At 70.9% G+C, this 24,993-nt stretch carries 23 protein-coding genes and 1 tRNA gene; 12 read left to right on the top strand and 12 right to left on the bottom strand.

Annotated features, from left to right (window positions below):
• Positions 1–608, top strand: a 608-nt coding sequence (locus VH914_17175) for a hypothetical protein (protein ID HEX4492940.1), incomplete at its 5' end; no start/stop codon positions are given.
• Positions 609–639: 31 nt separating this feature from the next.
• The gene (locus VH914_17170) at positions 640–1,068 is read left to right on the top strand and encodes a hypothetical protein (protein ID HEX4492939.1); all 429 of its coding nucleotides are present in this window, start codon (positions 640–642) and stop codon (positions 1,066–1,068) included.
• Between the two features lie 193 nt (positions 1,069–1,261).
• Here VH914_17170 and VH914_17165 read toward each other — a convergent pair whose 3' ends face one another.
• On the bottom strand, positions 1,262–4,300 hold the full coding sequence (locus tag VH914_17165; GenBank protein HEX4492938.1) for a protein kinase: 3,039 nt from the start codon (positions 4,298–4,300) through the stop codon (positions 1,262–1,264).
• A 153-nt stretch (positions 4,301–4,453) separates the two neighbouring features.
• Between VH914_17165 and VH914_17160 the strand changes: the two genes are divergently transcribed.
• The 3 genes from VH914_17160 (at position 4,454) to VH914_17150 (ending at position 8,657) form a co-directional block, all read left to right on the top strand.
• Positions 4,454–4,768: a hypothetical protein gene (locus tag VH914_17160; protein HEX4492937.1), complete on the top strand. Its 315-nt coding sequence runs from the start codon at positions 4,454–4,456 to the stop codon at positions 4,766–4,768.
• Between the two features lie 24 nt (positions 4,769–4,792).
• Entirely contained in the window at positions 4,793–5,899 is a 1,107-nt protein-coding gene (locus VH914_17155; GenBank protein HEX4492936.1) for a BTAD domain-containing putative transcriptional regulator, read from the top strand.
• 157 nt (positions 5,900–6,056) lie between these two features.
• The gene (locus VH914_17150) at positions 6,057–8,657 is read left to right on the top strand and encodes a Calx-beta domain-containing protein (GenBank protein ID HEX4492935.1); all 2,601 of its coding nucleotides are present in this window, start codon (positions 6,057–6,059) and stop codon (positions 8,655–8,657) included.
• A 76-nt stretch (positions 8,658–8,733) separates the two neighbouring features.
• Here VH914_17150 and VH914_17145 read toward each other — a convergent pair.
• Together VH914_17145 and VH914_17140 are read right to left on the bottom strand one after the other, a co-directional pair.
• Positions 8,734–8,819, bottom strand: a tRNA-Leu gene (locus VH914_17145).
• Positions 8,820–8,832: 13 nt separating this feature from the next.
• Entirely contained in the window at positions 8,833–9,150 is a 318-nt protein-coding gene (locus VH914_17140; protein HEX4492934.1) for a hypothetical protein, read from the bottom strand.
• A 180-nt stretch (positions 9,151–9,330) separates the two neighbouring features.
• On the opposite strand from VH914_17140, the gene VH914_17135 reads away from it, so the two are divergent.
• The 4 genes from VH914_17135 to VH914_17120 all read left to right on the top strand — a co-directional run bounded on the left by VH914_17135 (position 9,331) and on the right by VH914_17120 (position 13,570).
• A complete protein-coding gene (locus VH914_17135) occupies positions 9,331–10,653 on the top strand; it encodes an MATE family efflux transporter (GenBank protein HEX4492933.1) in 1,323 nt (440 codons plus the stop codon).
• 115 nt (positions 10,654–10,768) lie between these two features.
• The gene (locus VH914_17130) at positions 10,769–11,689 is read left to right on the top strand and encodes a lysophospholipid acyltransferase family protein (GenBank protein ID HEX4492932.1); all 921 of its coding nucleotides are present in this window, start codon (positions 10,769–10,771) and stop codon (positions 11,687–11,689) included.
• Positions 11,689–12,732: an NAD-dependent epimerase/dehydratase family protein gene (locus VH914_17125; GenBank protein HEX4492931.1), complete on the top strand. Its 1,044-nt coding sequence runs from the start codon at positions 11,689–11,691 to the stop codon at positions 12,730–12,732. The genes VH914_17130 and VH914_17125 overlap by 1 nt, the downstream gene beginning before the upstream one ends.
• An 88-nt stretch (positions 12,733–12,820) precedes the next feature.
• Positions 12,821–13,570: an enoyl-CoA hydratase-related protein gene (locus tag VH914_17120; GenBank protein HEX4492930.1), complete on the top strand. Its 750-nt coding sequence runs from the start codon at positions 12,821–12,823 to the stop codon at positions 13,568–13,570.
• A gap of 625 nt (positions 13,571–14,195) precedes the next feature.
• On the opposite strand, the gene VH914_17115 is transcribed toward VH914_17120, so the two are convergent.
• A complete protein-coding gene (locus tag VH914_17115; protein ID HEX4492929.1) occupies positions 14,196–14,810 on the bottom strand; it encodes a GNAT family protein in 615 nt (204 codons plus the stop codon).
• Positions 14,788–16,725, bottom strand: coding sequence for an AMP-binding protein (locus VH914_17110; GenBank protein HEX4492928.1), 1,938 nt, complete (start codon positions 16,723–16,725; stop codon positions 14,788–14,790). Before VH914_17110 ends, VH914_17115 begins: the two co-directional genes overlap by 23 nt.
• Before the next feature lie 74 nt (positions 16,726–16,799).
• On the opposite strand from VH914_17110, the gene orn reads away from it, so the two are divergent.
• Positions 16,800–17,381 (top strand): oligoribonuclease, encoded by a 582-nt coding sequence (orn, locus tag VH914_17105; GenBank protein HEX4492927.1) that lies wholly within the window; start codon positions 16,800–16,802, stop codon positions 17,379–17,381.
• Here the strand turns inward: orn and VH914_17100 are convergent.
• Genes VH914_17100 through VH914_17090 form a run of 3 tightly spaced genes read right to left on the bottom strand, consistent with a single transcriptional unit; the run spans position 17,341 to position 20,055 of the window.
• The gene (locus VH914_17100) at positions 17,341–18,438 is read right to left on the bottom strand and encodes an alanine--glyoxylate aminotransferase family protein (protein HEX4492926.1); all 1,098 of its coding nucleotides are present in this window, start codon (positions 18,436–18,438) and stop codon (positions 17,341–17,343) included. The two genes, orn and VH914_17100, sit on opposite strands and share 41 nt — an antisense overlap.
• A gap of 10 nt (positions 18,439–18,448) precedes the next feature.
• Positions 18,449–18,874 carry a Zn-ribbon domain-containing OB-fold protein gene (locus VH914_17095; GenBank protein HEX4492925.1) on the bottom strand — a complete coding sequence of 142 codons (426 nt, stop codon included), beginning with the start codon at positions 18,872–18,874 and terminating at the stop codon, positions 18,449–18,451.
• A complete protein-coding gene (locus VH914_17090) occupies positions 18,871–20,055 on the bottom strand; it encodes a lipid-transfer protein (protein HEX4492924.1) in 1,185 nt (394 codons plus the stop codon). The genes VH914_17095 and VH914_17090 overlap by 4 nt, the downstream gene beginning before the upstream one ends.
• A gap of 116 nt (positions 20,056–20,171) precedes the next feature.
• Here VH914_17090 and VH914_17085 point away from each other — a divergent pair, with 116 nt between their 5' ends.
• Positions 20,172–20,684, top strand: coding sequence for a sigma-70 family RNA polymerase sigma factor (locus VH914_17085; protein HEX4492923.1), 513 nt, complete (start codon positions 20,172–20,174; stop codon positions 20,682–20,684).
• On the top strand, positions 20,677–21,738 hold the full coding sequence (locus tag VH914_17080; GenBank protein ID HEX4492922.1) for a hypothetical protein: 1,062 nt from the start codon (positions 20,677–20,679) through the stop codon (positions 21,736–21,738). Before VH914_17085 ends, VH914_17080 begins: the two co-directional genes overlap by 8 nt.
• Here the strand turns inward: VH914_17080 and VH914_17075 are convergent, their stop codons facing one another.
• The 4 genes from VH914_17075 to eno are packed head-to-tail and all read right to left on the bottom strand — an operon-like array spanning position 21,739 to position 24,855.
• On the bottom strand, positions 21,739–22,665 hold the full coding sequence (locus VH914_17075) for a Ppx/GppA phosphatase family protein (protein HEX4492921.1): 927 nt from the start codon (positions 22,663–22,665) through the stop codon (positions 21,739–21,741).
• Positions 22,662–23,117, bottom strand: coding sequence for a DUF501 domain-containing protein (locus tag VH914_17070; GenBank protein ID HEX4492920.1), 456 nt, complete (start codon positions 23,115–23,117; stop codon positions 22,662–22,664). The genes VH914_17075 and VH914_17070 overlap by 4 nt, the downstream gene beginning before the upstream one ends.
• 56 nt (positions 23,118–23,173) lie before the next feature.
• On the bottom strand, positions 23,174–23,575 hold the full coding sequence (locus VH914_17065; protein ID HEX4492919.1) for a septum formation initiator family protein: 402 nt from the start codon (positions 23,573–23,575) through the stop codon (positions 23,174–23,176).
• Positions 23,572–24,855 carry a phosphopyruvate hydratase gene (eno, locus tag VH914_17060; protein ID HEX4492918.1) on the bottom strand — a complete coding sequence of 428 codons (1,284 nt, stop codon included), beginning with the start codon at positions 24,853–24,855 and terminating at the stop codon, positions 23,572–23,574. Before eno ends, VH914_17065 begins: the two co-directional genes overlap by 4 nt.
• Positions 24,856–24,993 lie beyond the last annotated feature (138 nt).

Raw genomic sequence — 24,993 nt, 5'->3', positions numbered from 1 at the left:
CGCACGGGGGAACCCGCCTCGAGGCGACACACCTCGCGTTCGCCGCGGGTCGCGTCGTCGCGATCGTCGGGACGCAGCGAACGCCGCCGAGCGGGCCGAACAACGGCACGACGGTCGACGCGTACAGCTGGCGGGTCGGCTCGCGCGACTGGGAGCCGCTGGGTCCGATCACCGGCGGAACGCTCAGCCTGACGACGCAGGGAGACTGGTTCGCGTATTCGACCGGCACGCAGCTCGTGTTCCCGCCGTCGACACTCTTCTGCGGCGAGGGGACGGTCATCACATGCTCGATCCAGGGCGCGCGCGACGGATCGGTGTACGACATGACGACCCGCATACGTCGAACGCTCCCGACCCCCGCGGTTCCGAGCGCGTCGGCCGACGCGAGCGCGTTCACGGGCGCCGCACTCGCCGCGTGGATCGACGACGGCACGACGGGTCGCGGCTACGCCTGGGACGTCGCGAGCGGCCATCGCGTCGCGCTCCCGCAGGCGCCCGATCGAGTGATGGCCGCGGTGTGGACGGGTCGCGAGATCGTCGCGATCGCGGCGCGGCCCGGCGTCGCGACGGGCTACGTCATGCTGCGCCTCGGACCCGCGGGGGTTTGAGGGGAGCAACCGTCGGCAATGATCCGCGATCGTGCCGACCACGCGTGATCACCGGCCGGCGCGCCCGTCCAGCCGCGGCACCGCCTCCGGCGAGCCTGCGCACTTCAGCGTCACGATCCCGAACGCGCTGTCGGGGTTGCGGCGGGCGCGCCGGCAGCTCGCCACGGAGCTCGCGGCGCGGGGCTTCGAGGACGGGCACGCGCAGGACGTCGTCTCGGTCGTGAACGAGCTCGCGACCGCGGCGATCGAGTGCGACGTGACCCGGCCGCTGCAGCTGACCGTGCTCCCCTACCCGCGCATGACGACCGTCCGCCTCCGCTGCGAGCGCTCGGTCGAGCTGCGCGACCGGCCGTTCCAGATCCGTCAGCGCATGCTGCGCCGGCTCACGCTCGAGACCGGCCGGCGCACGCGCGACGACGGCGACGTGGATCTCTGGGCCGAGGTCGTCCGCCGACCATGACCAGGCGGTGCTGCCGGCCACTCCCGCCGATGGCGACGTCGTCCGCCGCATCGACGAAGCGCTGGAGACCGGTGCAGACGCATGGGAAGGCTCCCTGTTCCCCCGGTGCCGGTACGGCGTTCCGATGTAGTGGAGCGACCGTACGGAGCGCCGCTCACGGGCCACCCAGCACCGGCTCCCGCCCGCGGAAGGGTCAGGAGACGAGCGACTGCACGAGGTCGACGACCGCGCGCAGGCTCGCGTCGCGGCCCTCCGCTCGGGCGCGTTCGAGATCCGCGTCGACGCGATCGGCGAGACGATCCCTCGTCGACTCCCACAGCTTCTGCTCGTTCGGATCGGGGGTGAGCGCGGAGCGGGTCGCGAGCGCGTCGGCCGCCGCCGCGAGATACGCGGCGCGTGGCTCGTCGGAGTCGACGAGGACCGCGGCGAACGAGATGAGATTGTTCAACACGGTCTGACGGTCGCCGATCTGCTCGCTCGTCGCGATCGCCGACGCGAACTCGCGCCGAGCCTGCTCGAGGTCGTTGCGTCGCTGCGCGACCAGCCCGAGGTTCCCGTGGAAGTACGCGATGAGCTGCGGCGAGTCGCACTCGTCGACGAGCGGGCGCGCGGCTTCGAGATCGCGTTCCGCACTGTCGAGATCGTCGAGGGCGATGGCACAGTCCGCGAGGTTGACGAGCCCGATCGCGGCTCCGAAGACGTCGCCGACGTCTCGGTAGATGGCGGCGACCACCGCGTACTCGACACGGGCATCCTCGACATCGTCCATCATCCGCCGCGCGATCGCGACGAGGTTCCGCGCCTCCGCGAGCGCGAGGCGATCGTGCGAGATCGCCGGCGACGACAGCAAGCGGCGCGCGTCGTCGAGGCCGCCGTCGTTGTCACCCGCGTAGAGCCGCGCCAGCGCGCGGCTCTGCAGCACCCGGCCGGCGACCCGCGAGGTGTCGACGGATCCGTCGACGAGCCGCATCGCGCGCGCCGCCGCGTCCATCGCGTCCTCCACGCGCCCGTGCGCGCAGTACGCGGTCACGAGCAACGTGAGCCCGAGCGCTTCGAGCTCGTGGTCGTCGGTCTTCTCGCAGAGCCGTTCGACCCGCTCGCGCACGAGGGGGGCGATGCTGTTGCGGACCAGGAAGTAACGCAGCGCGAACGCGCCGCGCAGACCGTCGTCGGCGCGGCCGGCACGTTCGGCCGCGGTGTCGAGCGCGAGCAGGAAGTTCTCCTGATCGAGCCGCAACCGGTGGTTGATCGCCACCTGCGCGGGGCCGCACAGCGCCGGCCCGTCACGCTCGGCGACGCGCCCGAAGTGCTCCAGGTGCGCGACCCGAGCGCCGTCGAGCGCCGTCTCTCCACCCTCGGCGTGATCGCGCGTGAACTCCTTGACCGATTCGAGGACGACGTAGCGACTCTGGCCGGACGCTTCCTCGTTGCGCTGCAGGAGCGACCGATCCACGAGCTGATCGATCACGTCGATCACCTCGAACGCATCGGCACCGATCGTCGCGCCGAGCACCGCCTGCGCGGCTTCCAGGTCGAATCCCCCGACGAACACGCCGCAGACTTCGAGCGCGCGACGCTCGGCGTCGCCGAGTTGCGCGTACGACCACCCGATCGTGTCGAGCAAGGTGCGGCGACGCGGGTCGTCGGTGCGCGCGGTCAGCAGGCGGAAGCGCGAGTCGAGATGCGCGGCGATCTCGGCCGCCGACATCGCGCGCACGCGCGCGGCGGCGAGCTCGAGGGCGAGGGGGATGCCGTCGAGGCGGCGGGCGATCTCGCGGACCGCGGGCGCGTTCGCCGCGTCGATCGTGAAGTCGGGTCGTTGACGCCGGGCCCGCTCCACGAACAGGCGCGCCGCGGGCGACGCCGCGAGATCGTCGAGTCCGCCGGACGCGGGCGGCGCCGCGAGCGGGGCGAGCCGAATGACCTGCTCGCCGGCGATCGCGAGCGGGACGCGAGACGTCGCGACGATCGCGACCGTCGTCGACCGCCGGAGGACGGCCGCCGCCAACTCGGCCACCGGCTCCCGTACCTGCTCACAGTTGTCGAGCACGAGCAACAGCGCACGATCGCCGAGGAGCTCCGCGAGCTCGTCCGTGGCGTCGGCGGACGCGAGGTCTCGGAGCCCCAATGCCTGCCGGACCTCGTGCCGTACCTGCTGTTCGTCGGTCACCCCGTTCAAGTCGACGAAGTGCGCGCCGTCGACGAAACCGTCCGGCGGCGCCCCTTGGAGCGCGCGCGCGAGCGCGGTCTTGCCGACGCCGCCCATCGCGGTGATCGTGACGAGCCCGCACTCGCGTACGAGACGCCGAAGCTCGTCGAGCTCCGCGTCGCGACCGATGAGCTCGACAACGTCGCCGCGACCGACGCGAGATCGAAGCGTCGGGCCGTCGCCGGTCGCGGCCAGCGCGAGCCCGAACGCCTCGATCGATTCGTGACGCGCGCCCGGCTCGCGCTCCAGCGCGCGCATGATCGCGTCGCGGAGTGGTCCGGGCAGATCACCACGGCGCTGCGCGATGTCGCGTGCGGGCGCGTTGATTCGGTGCTCGCACAACGCGAGCACGCCGTGCGCCGCGTCGTGAGTGAGCGCGCCCGTGAGCGTCTCGTACAAGACCGCCGCCAAGGAGTACTGGTCCGACGCGGCGGTGAGGCTCACGCGATCGTCGCCGAGCGAGCGTCGCGCCTGCTCGGGTGAGATGTACGCGGGCGTACCGATGAACGAGCCGGCGATCGTCGCGTCGAGCGGTGTGGCACCGGATCGCGACGCGAGCCCGAAGTCGGTGACCTTCACTCTCCCGCGCGCGTCGAACATCAGGTTCGACGGTTTGACGTCGCGGTGCAGCACCCCGCGGCGATGCGCGTGACCGATCCCGGTCGCGGCGGCGCGGATCGCGGCGAGCACATCGTCGAGCGCGCACCCACCGCGTCGCTGCGCGAACGTGCCGCCGTCGAGGTGCTCCATCACCAGCGCGCGTACACCCTCGTCTTCGCGCTCGCGGTAGTCGTAGACGGCGACGACGTTGCCGTGGTCGAGCGCGGCGAGGATGCGGGCCTCACGGTTGAAGCGCGCGCCGTCGGTACCGTCCGCCGCACGCAGCAGCTGCTTGATCGCGACCCGGCGATCGAGGTGCCGGTGGCGACCCTCCCACACCGCGCCGAACTCGCCCTGACCGATGCGGTCGCGAACCTCGTAGTCGGGTAGCAACCGCTCGAGCTGACGACGATCGTCGCTCATCCCCGTGCCCCGCCGCCTTCCGATCCCCGACCCCGCCCGGCCCACGGTAATCAGCGGCAGCTGAGCACGACCGGAGTCGCGCCGGAGCGGTCGGTCGCAGGATGCCCGCAACGGGTGCGCACCGGGCAGCACCCCGTCCCGAAGGGATGCGCCATGAACACCGACCACGCGACCATCGAATCGCCGACCACCGTGCCTTCCGAGCTCCCGACGCGCGCCGCCGCGAACCCGCTGCCCGCGATCGGACAGCGGTGCGTCGAGACGGTGCGCACGATGCCTCGTCCGCTGCGCCTCGTCTCCACCGGTGCCGGGCTCTGCGCCTTCGGCGCGCTGATGCCGTGGGGCTACCTCCACTCGGACGGCGCGGTCGCCGCGACCCCGCGCACGACGGCCGGCACGGTGGCGATGGGAATCGGCTCGCTGTGGATCTGGCGCACGCAGCGTCACGAGCGCGGGTTGGCGAGCTGATCGACGCGATGCCACGATGCTCGAGTGCCGGGCCTGCGCATCGAAGTCCTCGGGCCGGTCGAGCTGACGTACGACGACAACGTCGTCGTCGTTCCGGGAGCGAAGCAGCGCGCGGTACTCGCGGCGCTCGCGACCACACCGTGCCGACCCGTGTCGATCGACGCACTGCTGGACGCCGTCTGGGGCGAGGATCTCCCCGACGGCGTCCAGCATTCGTTGCAGCAACACGTGTCCTCGTTGCGCAAGGCCGTCGCCGCCGCGGGTCATCCGGACCCCACGGTGGCGATCGCGCGCAAGGGTCCCGCGTACGCGCTGATGGCCGACAGTGTCGACACCGACGGCTTCGAACGCGACGCGTCCACCGCAATCGCCGCGGGCCGTCAACACGATTGGCTCGAGGCGTCGACCGCGACCGCGAACGCGTTGTCGCCCTGGCGGGGCGCGGCCTTCGCCGACGCGCGCGACTCACTGCTCGTGCAGGCCACCGCGACCCGGCTCGACGCAATGCGCGTCGCGGTGTTGGAGACCCGCTTCGAAGCGATGCTCGCGCTCGGACGCGCCGCCGAGATCCTGCCCGAGATCCGCGAGGCGGTCGCGCACGACGCGCTGCACGAGCAGTTCCAGTACCAGCTGATGCTCGCGCTGTACCGCAACGGACGGCAGGCCGACGCGCTCGATGCCTTCCAGTCGGCGCGGCACGCGCTCGTCGACCGGTTGGGCATCGAGCCCGGACCGGAGTTGCGCGCGCTGGAGCAGGCGATCCTCGAGCACCGCCCGGAGCTCGACCTCGTGAGCGACGGCGTGGAGCCCGCGGTGTACGCGACGGTCAAGGAAGGCGACGCGCACCGACCGGCGCGGATCGAATGCGGTGACGGTCAGGTCGTGTTCCTCGACGGCGACGCGGTGGTGATCGGACGGGACACGGACGCGCGGATCCGATTGGTCGACGGTCGCGTGAGTCGCCGCCACGCCGAGGTCGTACGACGCGACGCGCACTACGTCGTGCGCGACCTCGGTTCGACGAACGGCACCGCGGTGAACGGCGAGCGCGTCGACGAGAGACCGCTCGCGCACGGCGACGTCATCAGCATCGCCGGCGTCGAGCTCCGCTTCTTCGACCCGACGGCCTGACGCCGGGGGCGTCTCGACCGTTGCGGTTGAGGCCTGAGCGGCGCGTGAGCGGGCGCTGAGCGCGGACGCGCATCGTGTTGATCGGCGGCGGATTGTCGCCGCCACTCACAGCCGATACGTTCCGCCGCAGGGCGTTTCTCCTCAGGAGGATGGGGTCATGGAAGCACGACAGGTTCTGGGCGCGCGCGCCCGTATTGGATTCGGCCGGTTCGGCCGCTCGACACTTCGCTTCACTCGTCACGCGCTCGCGGTCTCGACCGCGCTCCTGCTGGCGGTCGGATTCCTGCTGCGGGTGGGCGCCGCGGCCGCAGTCGCCGCTCCGGCGGCACCGTCGATCTCGGTCGGGCCCGACGTGGTCGTCGGTGAGGCCGACGGTCATGTCGACATCCCGGTGACCCTGAGCAACTCGAGCACGCAGACGGTCAAGGTTCACTACACGACCATGGACGGGACGGCGAGCTCGTTCCAGAACGCAGACTTCGTCGCCACGTCGGGTGTCTTGAACTTCGCGCCCGGTGAGACGACCAAGACCGTTCGCGTCGACATCACCGACGGCGTGAACGACGTCGAGCTGATGCAGTCGTTCACCCTGGACCTCACGAAGCCGGTCGACGCGACGATCTCCCGCGCGTTCAACCGCGTCGAGATCGTCGACAACGACACGACCTCGGCGACTCCGGCGCTCTACGCCCGCAACGCGGTCGTCGACGAGACCGCCGGCGCGGTGAGTGTGCCCGTGCTCCTCGGCGGCACGCACGGCACCCGCTCCAACAGCACCGTGACCGTGGACTACACCACCAACAACGGCACCGCACTTGCGGGCAGCGACTACACCACGGAGTCCGGCACCCTCACGTTCACACCCGGCCAGACCGTGCAGAACATCACCGTGCCGATCACGAACGACAACGCGGCCGAAGGCGCCGAGCGGTTCACCGTCACGCTCTCCAACCCCGCGAACTCGACCATCGCGAACAGCACGGGCGTCGTCACCATCGCCGCGAACGACGCCACCCCGGTCGCGTCATCCACCATCTCCGCGGGCCCTGATCTCGTCGTCGGCGAGACCGATGGCTACATCGACCTCACCGTCGCCCTCGACGCGCCGTCGACCAACCCGGTGTCCGTGCACTATTCGACGGTGGCCGGCACGGCGAGCTCGTTCCAGAACGCCGACTTCGTCGGTGTCTCCGGCGTCTTGAACTTCGCGCCCGGTGAGACGACCAAGACCATCCGCGTCGACATCACCGACGGCGTGAACGACGTCGAGCTCATGGAGTCGTTCACCCTGGACCTCTCCAGGCCCGTGAACGCGACGATCGCCCGCGCGTTCAACCGCGTCGACATCGTCGACAACGACACCACGGCCACGACTCCCGGGCTCTACGCGCGGAACGCGATCGTCGACGAGACCGCGGGCGCGGTGAACGTGCCCGTGCTGCTCGGCGGCACCCACGGCGCCCACTCCAACAGCACCGTGACCGTGAACTACGCGACGAGCAACGACAACGCCACCGCGGGCAGCGACTACAACGCGCAGTCCGGCCAGCTCACGTTCGCGCCCGGCCAGAGCGTGCAGAACATCGTCGTGCCGATCACGAACGACAACGCGGCCGAAGGCGCCGAGCGGTTCGACATCACGCTCTCCAACCCCGCGAACTCGACCATCGCGAACGGCACGGGCGTCGTCACCATCGCCGCCAACGACAGCACCCCGGTCGCGACTCCCACCATCTCGGTCGGGCCGGATGCAGTGGTCGGCGAGACCGACGGCTACATCGACCTCACCGTCGCGCTCAACGCGCCGTCGACGAACCCGGTGTCCGTGCACTATTCGACGGTGGCCGGCACGGCGAGCTCGTTCCAGAACGCCGACTTCGTCGGTGTTGCCGGGATCTTGAACTACGCGCCCGGCGAGACGACCAAGACCGTCCGCGTCGACATCACCGACGGCGTGAACGACGTCGAGCTCATGCAGTCGTTCACCCTCGACCTCACGAAGCCGGTCAACGCGACGATCTCCCGCGCGTTCAACCGCGTGAGCATCCTCGACAACGACACGACGCTCGCGACGCCCGCGCTCTCGGTCCGGAACGCGATCGTCGACGAGACGGCCGGCACGGTGAGCGTGCCCGTGCTCCTCGGCGGCACCCACGGCACCCGCTCCAACAGCACCGTGACCGTGAGCTACGCGACGAGCAACGACAACGCCACCGCGGGCAGCGACTACACCGCCGAGTCCGGCCAGCTCACGTTCGCGCCCGGCCAGAGCGTCCAGAACATCGTCGTGCCGATCACCAACGACACCACCGCCGAAGGCGCCGAGCGGTTCGACATCACGCTCTCCAACCCCGCGAACTCGACCATCGCGAACGGCACGGGCGTCGTCACCATCGCCGCCAACGACAGCACCCCGGTCGCGACTCCCACCGTGTCGACCGGAGCCGCTCTCGTCGTCGGTGAGAACGACGGTTACGTCGACCTCACCGTCTCACTCAACCATCCGTCCACCAACCCGGTGTCCGTCCACTTCACCACCGTCGACGGCACCGCGAGCTCCTTCCAGTACGCCGACTTCGTCGGCGTTGCCGGGATCCTGAACTTCGCCCCCGGCGAGACGACCAAGGCCGTCCGCATCGAGATCACCGACAACACGACGGTCGAGGCACGCGAGTCCTTCCACTTCCGCCTGAGCCGTCCGGTCAACGCGACGTTCGGCACGGTCTCCGAGAAGGTCGCGATCCGAGACAACGACTAACGAGCAGCAAGTCACGCGATCGTCGAGGCCCGCGCCCGGTGCGCGGGCCTCGATCGCGCGTGCGCTTCGGTGGGCGTGCCCGGAGAGGGACTCGAACCCCCACGCCGTACTGGACGGCCAGCGGGTTTAAGCCGCCTGCGTCTGCCATTCCGCCACCCGGGCTACGCCGGTGAGGCTACGCCGCGGCCGGTGAGCGGGTCGCCGGCTCGGTCACCGCGGCGAGCAACGCGGTGCGAATTCGGGTGGCGGCCTCGCCCTGCAGCTGGTTGATCGCGATCACCCCCTCGACCATGTCGGCGACGACCTCCGGGCACGCCCGCCCCCGCACGCGCACCGCGACGACCGCGCCGCCCGGCAACCGCCGCATCGTGCGCATCGCGTCCGGCCGCTTCGGCGGAGTGCGGAACGCGGGCACGGCGAGCCCGGCCGCCCGCGCCGCGGCCGCGAGCGCACGAGCGGTCTGGGCAAACCCGACGAGGTTCTGCGACTCCACCCGGCCAGCATGCACCCGCCCTACGACACTCAGAGCCCGGGACGGCATTCACGGCCGGCGCGTCGCGCTCTCAGATCCCTTGAGTTCCCCTCGGGGGAACTGACGGGACCAAGAGTCGCGAGCTCGGGGCATCGGCCGATCACGCGAGCCGGGCGAGCCGCGCGCCAATAGGGTCGTCCGATGGCCTTGTGGCGCCGGGACGCGCACGACCGCGAGATCCTGCGGCTCGCGCTCCCGGCGTTCGGTGCCCTCGCCGCCGAGCCGCTGTACGTCCTGGCCGACACCGCGATCGTCGGCCACCTCGGTCGCGATCCGCTCGCGGGCCTTGCGGTCGCCGGCGCGCTGCTCAGCGTCGTTTTCGGCATCTTCAACTTCCTCGCCTACGCGACCACCGCCGCGGTCGCACGCCGCATCGGTGCGGGCGATCGCAAGAAGGCCGCGGAACAAGGGATCGACGGCCTCTGGCTCGCGCTCGGGCTCGGCATCGCGATGACCGCGCTCGGTCTCGCGGTCGCGCCGGCGGTCGTGTCAGCGATGGGCGCATCCCATCGCATCCGGCCCGACGCGCTCACCTACCTCCGCATCAGCCTCCTCGGCTCACCCGCGGTGCTGATCGCACTCGCGGGCACCGGCTACCTGCGCGGCTGTCAGGACACGCGCACGCCGCTCGCGATCGAGGTCGCCGCGAACGTCGGCAACCTCGGACTCGAGCTGCTGCTCGTCTTCGGCCTCCATCTCGGCATCGCGGGATCGGCGTGGGGCACGGTCATCGCACAGGTCGGCGCCGCGCTCGCGTACCTCGCGATCGTGAAGCGCGCGGCGCACGCCGAGCACGCGTCGCTCCGACCCGACCGCGTCGGCATCCGCGCCGCGGCCGTCGTCGGCAGTCACCTCGTCGTGCGGACGGGCTCGCTGCTGGTCGCGTTCACGGTCTCGACCGCGGTCGCGACACGCATCGGCGACGCTCCGGTCGCCGCGCACGAGGTCGCATTCGAGATCTGGAACTTCCTCGCGCTGTCGCTCGACGCCATTGCGATCGCGGGACAGGCGATCGTCGGGCAGTCGCTCGGCGCGGGCGACACCGTCGGCGCGCGCGCATCGGCGCGGCGCATGATCGAGTGGGGTGTGCTTGCAGGCATCGTGCTCGGCGCGCTGGTCGCGCTCACGAGCCCGCTGCTTGCCGCCGCGTTCACGCACGACCACAGCGTGCGCAACGCCACGCTGCCGATCCTGCTCGTCGTCGCGATCATGCAGCCGATGAACGGCGTCGTCTTCGTGCTCGACGGCGTTCTCATCGGCGCGGGCGAGACCGCATACCTCGCGCTCGCGATGCTCGCCGCGACGTTCGTGTTCGTTCCCGCGGCGATCCTCGTGCACACACTCGGCGGTGGGCTCGTCGCACTGTGGGGCGCGCTCACGTTGTTCATGGTCGCCCGGCTCGTCGGCATGGGCGCGCGTTATCTCGGTGATCATTGGCTCGTGATCGGAGCCGCCCGCTCATGAGTACGGGTGCCCGCGGCGAGCGGCGAACGCAGCGAGCAAGCGACCTCGAGCACTCCCGTCTTGCGTCCCGTCGGGCGAGCTTGCGAGCCCGACCAATAGGTGGTGAGGTTCACGAGTGACCGACGCCGGCGATCGTGAGATCGATCTCACCGAGGCGCCGAGCGCGCCGCGCATCTCGCTGCGCCGCGGCGGCGAGCTCGTGCCGTTGCCGCGCCGCGCGACCGAACCGGGCGAACGTCCGATCGACGGCACGCGGCGTTCCGACGTCGACTCGTGGGGTCGTAGCGAGCGTCTCCGTTCGCTGACGCGCGCCGCGTACGACCCGATCTACCGCTACTGGTTCCGCGCCGAGTGGGAGGGCTTCGAGCATCTCCCGCGGGAGGGCGGTGCGCTGATCGTCGCGAATCACGCCGGCGCGATCCCGGCCGACGCGCCCGTGATCATGCACGGCATCGAGACCGATCTCGGCCGGCCCGTGTACGGGCTCGCGGAGTACCTGTTCCGCGCGCTGCCGGTCGTCGGCACGCTGTGGTCGCGCGGTGGCGGTGTGACCGCGAACCCCGACAACGCGTATCGGCTGCTGCACGACGAGGGGCAGCTCGTGCTCGTCTTCCCCGAGGGCACCAAGGGAACCGGCAAGCACTACCGCGACCGCTACCAGCTCCGGCGCTTCGGGCGCGGCGGCTTCATCGAGATCGCGATGCGCGCGGGCGTGCCGATCGTGCCGATCGCGGTCGTCGGCAACGAGGAGTCGATGCCGATCCTCTGGAAGAGCAACCGCATGGCCAAGCTCGTCGGCCTCCCGTACTTCCCCGTCACCGCGAACCAGTTGCTGCTCGGACCGCTCGGGATCGTCACGTACCTCCCCGCGAAGTTCAAGCTGCGCGTGCTCCCGCCGGTGCACTTCGACGTCCCGACCGATCAGGAGCGCTACTCGCGCAGCCGCGTGATGGAGGAGTCGGAGCGCGTCCGCATGCTCATCCAGAACGCGCTCTACGACATGTTGCGCGCGCGCCGCAGTGTCTGGTTCGGCTGATGGGCATGCGCGTGCTCGTCACCGGGCTGTCGACCTATTGGGGCGGCAAGCTCGCGCAGATCCTCGAGGCGCGGCCCGACGTCGACGTCGTCGTCGGCCTCGACACGAACGACCCACGCGTGCCGCTCGAGCGCACCGAGTTCGTGCGCTCCGACTCGTCGTACTCGATCCTCGCCCGCATCGTGAAGGCGACACAGATCGACACCGTCCTCCACACGCACCTCATCGTCGACTCGACGCTCGCGAGCAGCCGCACGGTGCACGAGGTGAACGTCATCGGCACGATGAGCCTGCTCGCCGCCGCCGGCGCCGCGGGGAGCCCGGTGCGCAAGGTCGTGCTGAAGAGCAGCGGGCTCGTGTACGGATCGAACTTCCAGGATCCGTACCAGTTCCGCGAGGACGACAAGCGGACGCGCGCGCCGCGCACGAACGTCGAGCGCTCGCTCGTCGAGGTCGAAGGGATCCTGCGCGACTTCGCGGACGACAGCCCGCACGTCGACGTCACGCTCCTTCGGTTCGCGAACGTGCTCGGCGACGACATCGAGACGCCCTACACCACCGCACTCAAGCTCCCGCTCGTTCCCGAGATCCTCGGCTTCGACCCGCGCATCCAGTTCGTGCACGAGGACGACGTCGTCGGCGGCCTCATGTACGCGACGACGCACTCGGTGCCGGGCGTGTTCAACGTCGGCGGTGACGGCTCGATCCCGTGGAGCGAAGTCTGCGCGATCGTCGGCAAGCGCCGCATCCCGTTCCCGCCGATCCTCACGAACTGGGCCGTCGAGCCACTGAAGATGCTGCGCATCGTCGACATGCCGCCCGAGAGCCTCATGCTCCTGCGCTACGGGCGGCACATGGACAACGACCGCTACAAGCGCGCGGGTTTCCACTACCGCTACACGACCGCGGGCACCGTCGACGCGTTCGCGCGCGGGCTCCGCCTCGCGGGCACGATCGGCAACAAGCATCCCGGCTACCGGTGGGAGCGCGAGGTCGAGAGCTTCTTCCGCCACTCCCCCGCGGTCGTGCGCGAGCAACCGTGACCGCGCGCGCACGAGGAACACGGCGGCGGCTGAGAATCTCGCTGCGCGCGAGCGGGGCCCACGCGGCCCGGCGCCAGGAGCGGGAAGCGTGAGCGAAGCGCGGGTAGAGATCGAGCGGCGCGAGCGGGTCGCGATCGTGCGGCTCGTCGACGAGCCGCGCCGCAACGCGCTGTCGCTCCCGATGGTGGCGCAGCTCGTCGCCGCGTTCGACGCGCTCGAAGCCGACGACGACATCGGCGCCGCGGTCGTCACCGGCGCGCCGCCCGCGTTCTGCTCGGGCGCCGACACGTCGAGCCTCGGCCGGCTCGCGTCGACGAACGACGCCGCGGAGCACGGGACGATCGTCACCGTCTACGACGCGTTCCTCCGCGTGCTGGGATCGTCGCTGCCGACGATCGCCGCGGTCGACGGGCCGGCGGTCGGCGCGGGCTTCAACCTCGCGCTCGCGTGCGACCTACGAGTCGTCGGCCCGACCGCGCGCTTCGACAGCCGCTTCCTGCGCATCGGCCTGCATCCCGGCGGCGGACACCTCTGGATGCTCGAGCGCGCAGTCGGCCCGCAGGCCGCGGCCGCATGCGTGCTCTTCGGCGCCGCGATCGAATCGGCCCGGGCCGTCGAGCTCGGCCTCGCATGGTCGGCGCATCCCGCCGAGGAGTTGCTCGACGCCGCCGTGGCGCTCGGCACCCGCGCCGCGTCGGCACCCGAGCCGCTCGTCGCGCGCACGAAGGCAAGCCTGCGGGCCGCGCCCTGGCAGCCCGACTTCGACGCCGCGGTCGCGACCGAGCTCGACGCCCAGACCTGGTCGTTCGGCCAGGGTTTCTTCCAGCGTCGAGGCTGAACCCTCGCCAAGAATTCCCACGGAGAGTGGTGACAACCTGGGTCGAGAGGCCTACACTCTGCGTGGGCTAATGCTCCCTCAGCGCCACGACTGGGCGTCGCTGAGGCGGGCGAATGGGAGGTATTCGGGCATGTATCGCTGTCCGAGTTGTGTCAGCATCGTGAGCGATCTCACGGTCCGTCGTTGCCCTGTGTGCAACGAGAGCTTCAAGCGCCATCCCCCGAGGATCATCGGCGCCGACCATCGGGTCGGGGCGGACACTCCCTCCTGGGACCGGCGCGCGCACATCGAGGCCGGGCGCCTCGAATACGACTAAGGACTCCGGGCGGACCGGTCGCAGCCGACCTCGGCTGAGCGCGGGCGCGCCGGCGCCTGCGCCTGGCTTCGGCTCCGACCGCTGTCGCTGGGGGGCACCGGGGCGGTTGCGATCACGCAACCGCCCTGGTGAAGGTTTCCGTGCTCTCTGGTCGCGCTCGCGGCGCTCGCCGCTCCTGACGCCTCAGCCGCCAAGTCGGCGCGGCGCGCACCGCGCACCGGCCGTTCCCGAGGGAACGACAATCTGTGCTCTCTGGTCGCGCTCGCGACGCTCGCCGCTCCTGACGCCTCAGCCCCGTGGGAACGACGTCTAGGTCAGAAATGTCGCGGTGAGCTCGGTGCGACGCGCCTGCCACTCGTCGGCGGTGATCGCGTAGCGCACGTGGTCCTCGTACTGGCCCTGGATCTGCAGGAACTCGCGCGCGGTGCCTTCTTCGCGCAGCCCGAGCTTCTCGACCACGCGCCGGCTCGGGTGGTTGCGCGGCACGATCGCGGCCTCGAGCCGGTGGAGTTGGAGCGTGTCGAACGCGTACCGCAGGATCAGCACGACGCCCTCCGGCACGTAGCCGTGCCCGGCGAGCTCCTCGTCGATCCAGTAGCCGACGTACGCGCTCTGGAACGGGCCGCGTGCCACGCTCCCGAGGCTCACCTCGCCTGCGAAGCGGCCGTCGCGCAGGAACAGGCCGAAGCCGTACGCGGAGTCGAAGTGGCGCTGGCGGTCCCACGCGCCGCAGCGCGCGCGGAAGGCTTCGCGATCCGACACCGGGTCGCTCGCGCCGGGCTCGGGCCGCGGCTCCCACACCTCGAGCCAGTCGCGGCTGCGACGGCGCACGTCGCGCCAGCCTTCCCAGTCGTCGGGGCGCAGCGGTCGCAAGAGGACGCGCCCGCCGACGAGCTCGAGGTCAGGTGGCGTGCGCGACCGCATCGAGACTTCCGGGGTCTTCGAGACCGGACAGGTCACCGGGTGCAGACCCGGTGACAACGGAGCGGATGGCGCGCCGGAGCACCTTGGCGCTGCGCGTCTTCGGCAGCGCGGTCGTGAACCGCACGGCCGAGGGTCGGAACGACGGGCCGAGGTGCTGGGTCACGAGGCCCGTGAGCTCGGCGCGCAACGCGTCGTCGGCGTCGACGCCGGCCGCGGGGACGACGAAGACCCAGAGCGCCTCGCCCTTCACGGCGTCGGGCACGCCGACCGCGGCGGCTTCGACGACCGCGGGATGGCCGACGACGACCGTCTCGACCTCGGCGGGTCCGAGCCGCTTGCCCGCGAGCTTGATCGTGTCGTCGGAGCGACCGTGCAGGAACCACTGGCCGTCGGACGCGATCGACGCGAAGTCGCCGTGCCACCAGACGCCCGGATAGCGCGACCAGTACGTGTCGAGATAGCGCTCGGGATCGCGCCACAAGCCGCGGGTCATGCTCGGCCACGGCTTCGTGCACACGAGCTCGCCGACTTCGCCGCGCACCGGTCGCCCCGCGTCGTCGAACACGTCGATGGCCATGCCGAGCGACGGACCGCCGAGCGAGCACGGCGACAGCGGCTCCGCGACGGTCGGCGACAGGAAGCAGGCGGCGACCTCGGTGCCGCCCGAGATGTTGATCACCGGGCAGCGACCCTCGCCGACGACGTCGAAATACCAGCGCCACGGCGCCTCGTTCCACGGCTCGCCCGTCGACGCGAGCACGCGTAACGACGAGCGGTCGTGCGCGAGCACGGGCGCGTCGCCGTGCGCCATGAGCGCGCGGATGAGCGTCGGCGACACGCCGAGCACTCCGATGCGATGACGTTCGACGAGGTCCCAGAGACGATCGGCTTGCGGGAAGTCGGGCGCGCCGTCGTAGAGCACGATCGTGCCGCCGTTCGCGAGCGTGCCGACGATCTCCCACGGACCCATGATCCAGCCGATGTCGGAGAGCCAGAACAACCGCTCGCCGCGCCGGATGTCGGTCTGGAACGCGGCTTCCTCCGCAATTTTCACGAGAAAACCCGCCTGCACGAGCACGGATCCCTTCGGCCGGCCCGTCGTGCCGCTCGTGTAGGCGACGAGCAGCGGTTGCTCGCTGTCGACGGCGCGCGCGTCGAAGTGCCCGTCGCCCGCAGCGGCGAGCTCGTCGACCGTGAGATCGCGACCCGCGCGCATCGGTACGTCCCGACCGAGTCGCGGAACGACGACGACGGTGTGGATCGAAGGCACCGACTCGACCGCGGCGTCGGCCGTCTCCTTCATCGCGACGACCTTGCCGCGCCGCGTGAAACCGTCGGCGGTGACGAGCGCGACCGCCTCCGCGTCGGCGAGTCGCATCGCGACCGCGTCGGCCGCGTAGCCGGAGAAGATCGGCAGGAAAATCGCGCCGAGCTTCGCGACGGCGAACAACGCGGCGACCGTCTCGGGCAGCATCGGCAGGAAGAGACCGACTGCGTCACCCTCACCCACGCCGCGCGCCGCGAGACCGGAGGCGATGCCGTCGGTGAGGACGCGCAGCTCGGTCCAGCTCAGCGTGCGCGTCGTGCCTTCCTCGCCTTCCCACACGACCGCGACCTCGGATGCGGTCGCGGGATCGTCGGCCCAGCGGTCGAGGCACGAGGTCGCGAGGTTCAGCCGGCCGCCGGTGAACCAGCGCGCCCAGGGCGCGCCGTCGGAGCCGTCGAGGACGCGCTCGTAGGGCACATCGAACCGCAGGCCGAGGAAGCGCACGACCGCGTCCCAGAACCACTCGGGATCCTCGATGGAACGGGCGCGCAGCGTCGCGACGTCGGCGATGCCCTCGGCCGCGGCGAAGCGGGCGATGTTGCTCTCCTCGAGGAGCGCGGCACTCGGGCGCCAGACGATCTCGGGCACGTCCGGCAATCTAGCGACACCGCGGCCGCCGGCTTCCGGGGCTCCGAAGCGGTGTGGCGATAGCGTGGCGCCCGATGACGAACGCCGACGACCGCCTGGTCTGGATCGACCTCGAGATGACCGGTCTCGACACCGAGCGGCACGTCATCGTCGAGATCGCGTGCCTCGTGACCGATCCGCAGCTCGCGATCGTCGACGACGGCATCGACATCGTCGTGCACCAGGACGAGACCGCGCTCGCGGCGATGGACGACTTCGTCCGGCGCATGCACACGAAGTCGGGCCTGCTGCCCGAGATCGAGGCGTCGACCGTCGACCTCGCGACCGCGGGCGCGCGCGTGCTCGAGTACGTGAAGACGCACGTACCGAAGGCGGGCGTCGCGCCGCTCTGCGGCAACAGCATCGGCGTCGACCGTCGTTTCCTCGACCGCGCGCTCCCCGAGCTCGACCAGTACCTGCACTACCGCAGCATCGACGTGTCGTCGCTGAAGGAGCTGTGCCGGCGCTGGTACCCCGACGTGTACCGCGGACGACCGTCGAAGAAAGAGTCACACCGCGCGCTCGACGACATTCGCGAGTCGGTCGCGGAGCTGCAGTACTACCGCGAGACGATGCTCAAGCCGGCAGTAGCTCCCGCAACGCCCCCACCAGGCTGACGACACTGCGGTCGCGTGCGTTGTGGCCCATGAGGCCGATGCGCCAGCCCTTCCCCGCGAGCTCGCCGAGTCCGCCGCCGACCTCGATGTCGTAGACGTCGCGCAGTTGCGCGCGGAGCTTGCCGTCGTCGGCGCCGTCGGGGAGCCACGCGGTCGTGAGCTCGGGCAGGCGGTGGCCTTCCGGTGCGAACAGACGGAACCCGAGCTCGGGCAGCCGCTCCTGCAACTGCACGCCGACGCGAGCGTGGCGCGCCCACGACGCTTCGAGCCCTTCGTCGAACAGCACGCGCAGCCCCGCGTGGAGCGCGTAGATCATCGAGATCGGCGCGGTGTGGTGATAGCGGCGTTCGCTGCCGACGTACTCGCCGATGAGGCCGAGATCGAGGTACCACGACTGCGCGGGTTGCTTGCGATTGCGGACGCGCTCCACGGCGCGCGTCGAGAACGACAGGGGCGCGAGCCCGGGCGGTACGCCGAGACACTTCTGCGTGCCCGAGTAGACCGCGTCGACGCCCCACGCGTCGATCTCGACCGGGATGCCGCCGAGCGACGTGACCGTGTCGAGCAGCAACAACGTGTCGGTGTCCTGCAGCGCGCGCAGGGGTTCGACGTCGTTGACCACGCCGGTCGACGTCTCCGCGTGCACGACCGCGACGAGTCGCGCGTGCGGGTGCTCGCGCTGCGCGTCGAGCAGGCGTTGCGGATCGATCGTGCGCCCCCACGGCTCGTCGACGCGGATCACGTCGGCGCCGGCCCGGCGGGCGACCTCGCACATGCGCTCGCCGAACACACCGTTCACGCCGATGATCACGGTGTCGCCGGGCTCGACGAGGTTGACGAAGCACGCCTCCATGCCTGCGGATCCGGTCCCGCTGATCGGGAGCGTGAGCGCGTTCGTCGTCTTGAACGCGTCGCGGAGGAGTTGGCACGTCTCGTCGAGCAGCGCGAGGAACTCGGGATCGAGGTGGCCGAGCACGGGCCGGGTGAGCGCCTCGATCACCTCGGGAAACGGGTTCGACGGGCCGGGGCCGAGCAGCAACCGTTCGGAGTGCGCCATGGATCGGAGACTACGCGGGGCGGAACAACGGCAGCTTCAAGCCCGGCTCGACCTCGGTGATCGCGAGCTCGACGCGCATCCCGACCGCGACCTCGTCGTTGGCGCAGTCGACGAGATTGCTCACGAGGAACGCGCCTTCGTCGAGGCGCACGACGACGGCCGCGTAGGGCGTGCGCTCCGCGAACGCGGGCAGCGTCGGCGGATGCACGACGGTGAACGACCACACCTCGCCCGTACCCGCGACCTTTGCCGGCTCCGCGTCGCGCGAGCCGCAGGCCGCGCACACCGGACGCGGCGGATGGCGGAACGTGCCGCACGCGGTGCAGCGCTGGATACGGAGCTCGCCGTGTTCGACGCCCTCCCAGAACGCCGCGTCGCGCTCGGTCTGCGGGTCGGGCCGCGGGTACGCCGGCGGCGCCGACGCCGAATCGCTCACCGATCGGCTCCGAGCAGCACCGCGCCCGACGGGTCGCTGATCGCGCCGCACACGAACGCGATCTCCGCGCCGTCGACCTGATTGCACGCGGTGCCGCGCAGCTGGCGCACCGCTTCGGGCAGGTGGTTCACGCCGTGGATGAACGCCTCGCCGTTCGAGCCGCCGTGCGTGTTCACCGGCAGCGCGCCGCCGGGCCAGCGCGTCGCGCCGCGCTCGACGAACGGACCGCTCTCGCCACGCGCGCAGAATCCGTACTGCTCGAGCGCGAGCAACACCGCGGGCGTGAACGGCTCGACGATCATCGCGACGTCGACGTCTTCGGGCGTGATCCCGGCCCGATCGAACAGCCGCTTCGACGCCGCGACCGCGCCCGAATCGCGTTCGCCGAACGCGGCCGTCGTCGCGAAGAAGTCGGCGAGCTCGGTGTGGATCGGCGCGCCGTACTGCACCTGCGCGAGCACCCGCACCGGCGCTTGTCGGAGATCGCGAGCGTGGTCGAGCTTCGTCACGAGCACCGCGGTCGCGCCGTCGTTCTCGAGCGAGCAGTCGAAGAGCCGGATCGGTTCGGCGATCGGTCGCGACGCGGCCCAGTCGTCGAGCGTCACTTCCTTGCGCATGATCGCGTCGGGATTGCGGCTCGCGTGGAACCGCTGCGCGATCGCCTGCATGCCGAAGTGCTCGGCACGTGTGCCGTACACGTGCATGTGCCGCTGCGCGATCAACGCGAACTCGTGCGCCGGCGCGGCGACACCGAACGGGTGCTGCCACTGGCGGAAGTCGCGCAGGCGAGTGCCGGCCTTCGCCCACGGTCGACCGCCCTGGTTCGGATCACTGCCGTACGACGCGGCCTTCGAGCGGTTGCGGGCGCGGAACACGACGACGCACTCGGCGGTGCCGTGCTCGACCGCGAGCGCGGCGAGTCCGAGGATCGACGCCGCGCCGCCGCCACCCGACGGCGTGCGGGCCATGAACCGCAGCTCGGGGATCCCGAGCGTCGTGACGAGATCGACCTCGGCGACCTGCTCGACGTGGTAGCTCACGAAGCCGTCGATCGCGCTCGTGGGCAGGCCCGCGTCGGCGCACGCGCTCGCGATCGCCTCGGTCGCGAGGTCGAGCTCGCTGCGGCCCATGTCCTTCGCGTACCGGGTCTGGCCGATCCCCGCGACCGCCGCGCGCCCCATGTGCCGGACGCTACAGCGGCGCTTCCCCCCGCTCCGTGGTACTGCGAAATCGCGGCATACGCCGGCAACGCAGTACCACGGGCAACAACCGGGCCGCGGTGTGACTTACTGGTGACGTGGGAGAACCCGGCGATCTCGTCCCGAGGGACTTCGCGTCGTGGTACGCGGCGTGCCACGGTCGCATCCTCGCCGGGGTGCGCGTCGCGACGCGCGATTCGCAGCTCGCGGGCGACGCGGTGTCGGAAGCGTTCACGCGCGCGTTCGCGCGGTGGGAACGGGTCGCGGTGATGGAACGACCGGAGGCGTGGGTGTACACGGTCGCGATGAACGTCGCGCGACGGGGCGGCCGACGCGCGGGCACCGAACGTCGCTTATTGCGACGGCTCAGCGCGCACGAGGTCGACGCGCCGGCGCCCCACGAGTCCGAGCCCGAGCTCTGGGCCGCGGTCGACGCACTGCCGCCGCGCCAGCGCGAGGCGGTCGCGCTGCGGTACGTGCTGGGGTTCAGCCAGCACGAGGTCGCGCGGGCGATGGGCACGTCCGACGGCACTGCCGCGTCGACGCTCGCCAAGGCGCGGCACGCGCTCGCAGAGAAGCTCGGCGTCAGCGAGGAGGCCGCGCATGACTGATCTCGAGGAGCTCTTCGGTCCGCTGATCGACGAGAGCGCGCGACGGCGCGAGCCGGTCGAGCAGATCGAGGGGCGCGCGCGTGAGTATCGGAAGCGCGACCGTCGCCGTCACCGGGTGCAGGGCTTCCTCGCGGGCGCGGTCGTCGTCGCGCTGGTCGCCGGCGCGGTCGCGTTCGTGCGCGGCGGCGACGATTCGTCGGTGCCGCCCGCGCAGTCGTCGCCGACCACGACGACGGGCGTACACATCCCCGCGGGCTGGCAGACCTACGACTACGGCCTCGCTCGCATCTCGATCCCACCGAGTTGGTCCGTCACCGAGGGATGCCCGCAAGCCAAGACCCTCGTCATGATCGACCCGGAGACGAACGGACTCGGCTGCGGCGCCGGTGCCCGCGGGCCGAGCGTGACCATCCTTCCGTTGCCGAGCAACGCGCACGCGCAACTCAACGGGACGGTCAACGGCATTCGGTACGCGGAGTGGTCGCCCAATTGCCCGCCGCAGGCGCATTGCGGCGCGATCGTCGACGTGCCCAGGTTGAAGGTGCGCATCGATCTGGGCAACGTCGCCACGCCGCCGATCCTGCAGACGCTCACGTACTCGACCGACGCGCGCGTCCTGCAGCAGCCATTCGGCCCGGCGCCGCGATCGTGGCGGACGATCACGTACGCCGGGATCTCGGTGCGCGTGCCGAAGTCGTGGAAGACGGTCACACCCGATGCCTGCGGTCCGCTCCCGAACACGGTCGCGCTGGGCACAGCCGACGTCAGCATCGGTGAAGGCGCATGTCTGGTTCGAAAGCCGACGGCTCCGCCGGTTGCATCGTTGTTGATGACCACGTTCGACCAGAACCTCGAGGTCACCCGGCGTCTCGCCGCGAGCGCGCTCCATCACAACGGGCTCACGCTCGAACGCGCGCCGGTGACGGGTCCGTTCGTTCCGGCGGTCAGCTACCTCATCGCACGCGGCAGCAAGGTGGTCGACGTGAGGATCGGCCTCGGGCTCGACCCCGCGATCGCGCGGGGCATCGCCGGCTCGATTCGATCGGCGAAGTAGTCAGCCGAGGCTGCGCGCGAGGCCATCGAGGATGTCGGTCTCCGACACGAGCATCTCGGCGAACTCGAAGTGCCGGAGAATCGACACGACGATGATCGCGCCGCCGACGATGACGTCGACGCGTCCCGGATCGAGCCCGGGATTGTGGCGGCGCCGCGCGATCGGCTCGGTCGCGAGCGTGCGGAACACGTCCTCGGCCGCGGCGCGCGTCAAACGGAAATGATGCGTGAACTTCGGGTCGTACGTCGTGAGGCCGAGCTCGATCGCGGCGAGCGTCGTGACCGTGCCCGCAAGGCCGACGACCGTCGCCGCGCTCGCAACCGAAGGGATCTCGCGCTCGACGTCGGAGAGGTGGTCGCGCACCGCCGACACCGCGTTGCTCAGCTCCTCCGGCTCCGGCGGATCACCGTGCAGGTACTGCTCGGTCAGCCGGACGCAACCGATGTCGATGGAGATGAGGCCCTCGGGCTTGTCGGTGCCGAGCACGAACTCGGTCGAGCCGCCACCGACGTCGATCACGAGGAACGGCGCGGGCTCCTGCAGCCCGGCGGTCGCACCGAGGAACGACAGCGCGGCCTCGTCCTCACCCGCCAGCAACTCCGGACGCGTCCCGCGCAGCGCGTCGGTCGCGGGGTCGAAGAAGTCGTCGCGGTTGCGCGCGTCGCGCGACGCGCTGGTGGCCGTGGCGCGCACCCGCTCGGCGCCGAGCCGCTCGATGATCTCGCCGTACTCGCGGAGCACCGCGACCGTGCGCTCGATCGCGTCGGGTCGCAAGGTGCGATCGGCGTCGACGCCCTGACCGAGTCGCGTGATGCGCATCTCGCGCTGCACCGGTTCGAGCGTCGCATCGGCGCCGCGTCCGTCGACGTCGGCGACGAGCAGACGCGTCGAGTTGGTTCCGATGTCGACGGCGGCGACGCGGGTCATGACGAGCCCTCCGATGCGAGCCGCCGCGCGACCCATCTGCCGACCGGATCCTCCCCGCCCGCGAGGTGGTGCGCGTAGTGCGCGTGCAGACACTTCACGCCGACGCGCGTCCCGCCGACCCCACCGTGCGGACGCGGCCCGCGGTGTTCGACCGGCAGCGCGGTGTCGCGCTCGGCCGCGTACGCGTCGTGCGCGCGCCGGATCGCGTCGGCCGGGATCTCGGCTTCCGCGGCGCGCACCCCGCCGTCGGCCTCGATGCGCGACACGCGGCGCACGAGATCGCGGTCGACGAGCCAGTACCGGGTCGGCATCGGAGTGCCGTCGTCGAGCAGAGGTGCGTTGCGGATGACCGCCGGCTCGCCGTCGGCGGTCGTGGCGACGATCTCGAAGTCGGCCTGCGGCGCGCGTCCGAGCAGCTCGGAGAGGCGGGCGATCTCAGCGGCCGTCGGCATCGGCCCCATGCAACCGGTAAGCGCCCGGTGCGGGCAAACCGGTTGCGAGAAAGCGACTACTGGCCGGGCTGCGCGGCGACGGTCGGCCCGGCGACGGTCGTGGTGGGTGCCGCCGCGGTGGTCGTGGGAATCGTGGTCGTCGTGGTGGTCGTCGGCGGCAGGGTCGTCGTCGGTGCGACGGGCACGACCGTGAACAGCTTCTCGCCCGGCGACGCCATGTTGTAACGCTCGCGCGCGATGCGTTCGATCTCCGACTTCGTGTGCAACTTCGCGGCTTCGCTCGCGAGCGCCTTGTTCTGCGAGCGCAGGATCGTGAGGTCGTGACGGGCGCGGTTCACCTGCGTGCGCTGCGAGAGGTACGACCGCGTCGGGAACACGAACACGAACAGGAACGCAACGCTGAACACGGTGAGGAACGCGATGCGCGAGGGCGCGTTGATGTTCTTGAGCCGGCTCACGACGTGCGTCCCGCGAACGCGGCGATGCCCGGATACGCCGCGGCCTCACCGAGCTGTTCCTCGATGCGCAGCAGCTGGTTGTACTTCGCGACGCGGTCGCTGCGCGCCGGCGCGCCGGTCTTGATCTGACCGCAGTTCGTCGCGACCGCAAGATCCGCGATCGTCGCGTCCTCGGTCTCTCCGCTGCGGTGCGACATCACCGCGGTGTACGAGTGCCGCGCCGCGAGCGCCATCGTGTCGAGCGTCTCGGTGAGGCTGCCGATCTGGTTCACCTTCACGAGGATCGAGTTGGCGACGCCGAGCTCGATGCCGTGGGCGAGGCGCTCGGAGTTCGTGACGAACACGTCGTCACCGACGATCTGGATGCGCCCGCCGAGTCGCTGCGTCAATGCCTGCCAACCGTCCCAGTCGTCCTCGGCCATGCCGTCCTCGATCGAGACGATCGGGTAGCGATCGCAGAACCCGTCGAGATAGGCGGCGAAATCGGCCGACGGGTACTGCTTGCCTTCACCCGCGAGGTCGTACACGTCGTCGTGGAAGAGCTCGGTTGCGGCGATGTCGAGTGCGATCGCGATCTCGTCGGCCGGCTTGTAGCCCGCGCGCTCGATCGCCTCGACGAGCAGGCGCAGCGCTTCCTCGTTGCTCGGAAGGTCGGGCGCGAAGCCGCCTTCGTCGCCGAGCGCGGTCGCGAGCCCGCGGTCGTGCAGGATCGATTTGAGCGTGTGGTACGTCTCGGCGCACCAGCGCAGGCACTCGGCGAAGCTCGCGGCGCCGACGGGGACGATCATGAACTCCTGGACGTCGACGTTGCTGTCGGCGTGCGCTCCGCCGTTCAACACGTTCATCATCGGTACCGGCAGCACGTGCGCGTTCACACCGCCGAGGTACCGGAACAGCGGCAGGTCGACTTCGTCGGCCGCGGCCTTCGCCGCCGCGAGCGACGCGCCGAGCACCGCGTTGGCACCGAGCCGCGACTTCGCCGGAGTGCCGTCGAGCTCGAGCAGGGCCTCGTCGAGACCGCGCTGGTCGAGCGCGTCGAGCCCACACAGCGCGTTGCGGATCTCGCCGTTCACGTGCTCGACCGCGCGCAGCACGCCCTTGCCGCCGTAGCGGTCGCCGCCGTCGCGCAGCTCGACGGCCTCGTGCGCACCGGTGCTCGCACCGCTCGGCACCGCCATGCGGCCCCGCGCGCCGGAGATGAGGTCGACCTCGACCTCGACCGTCGGGTTCCCCCGGGAGTCGAGGATCTCCCTCCCGACGACGTCTTCGATGATGCTCATGCGGCTCCGTACCTCGGCGCGTCCACGACCCGCAGGCCGCGGGAGAGGCTCCGGCCGCCTCGGCCCGGCGCCTTGCTGATGATGCTCATGGGTGGGCGCGCGCCTTGGTGCTCGTGTTGTTGGTGTGGTCAATGTAGA

It is taken from the genome of Acidimicrobiia bacterium, from assembly GCA_036271555.1.
Taxonomy (GTDB): domain Bacteria; phylum Actinomycetota; class Acidimicrobiia; order IMCC26256; family PALSA-610; genus DATBAK01.
This window is presented reverse-complemented; position numbering and strand designations above follow the sequence as displayed.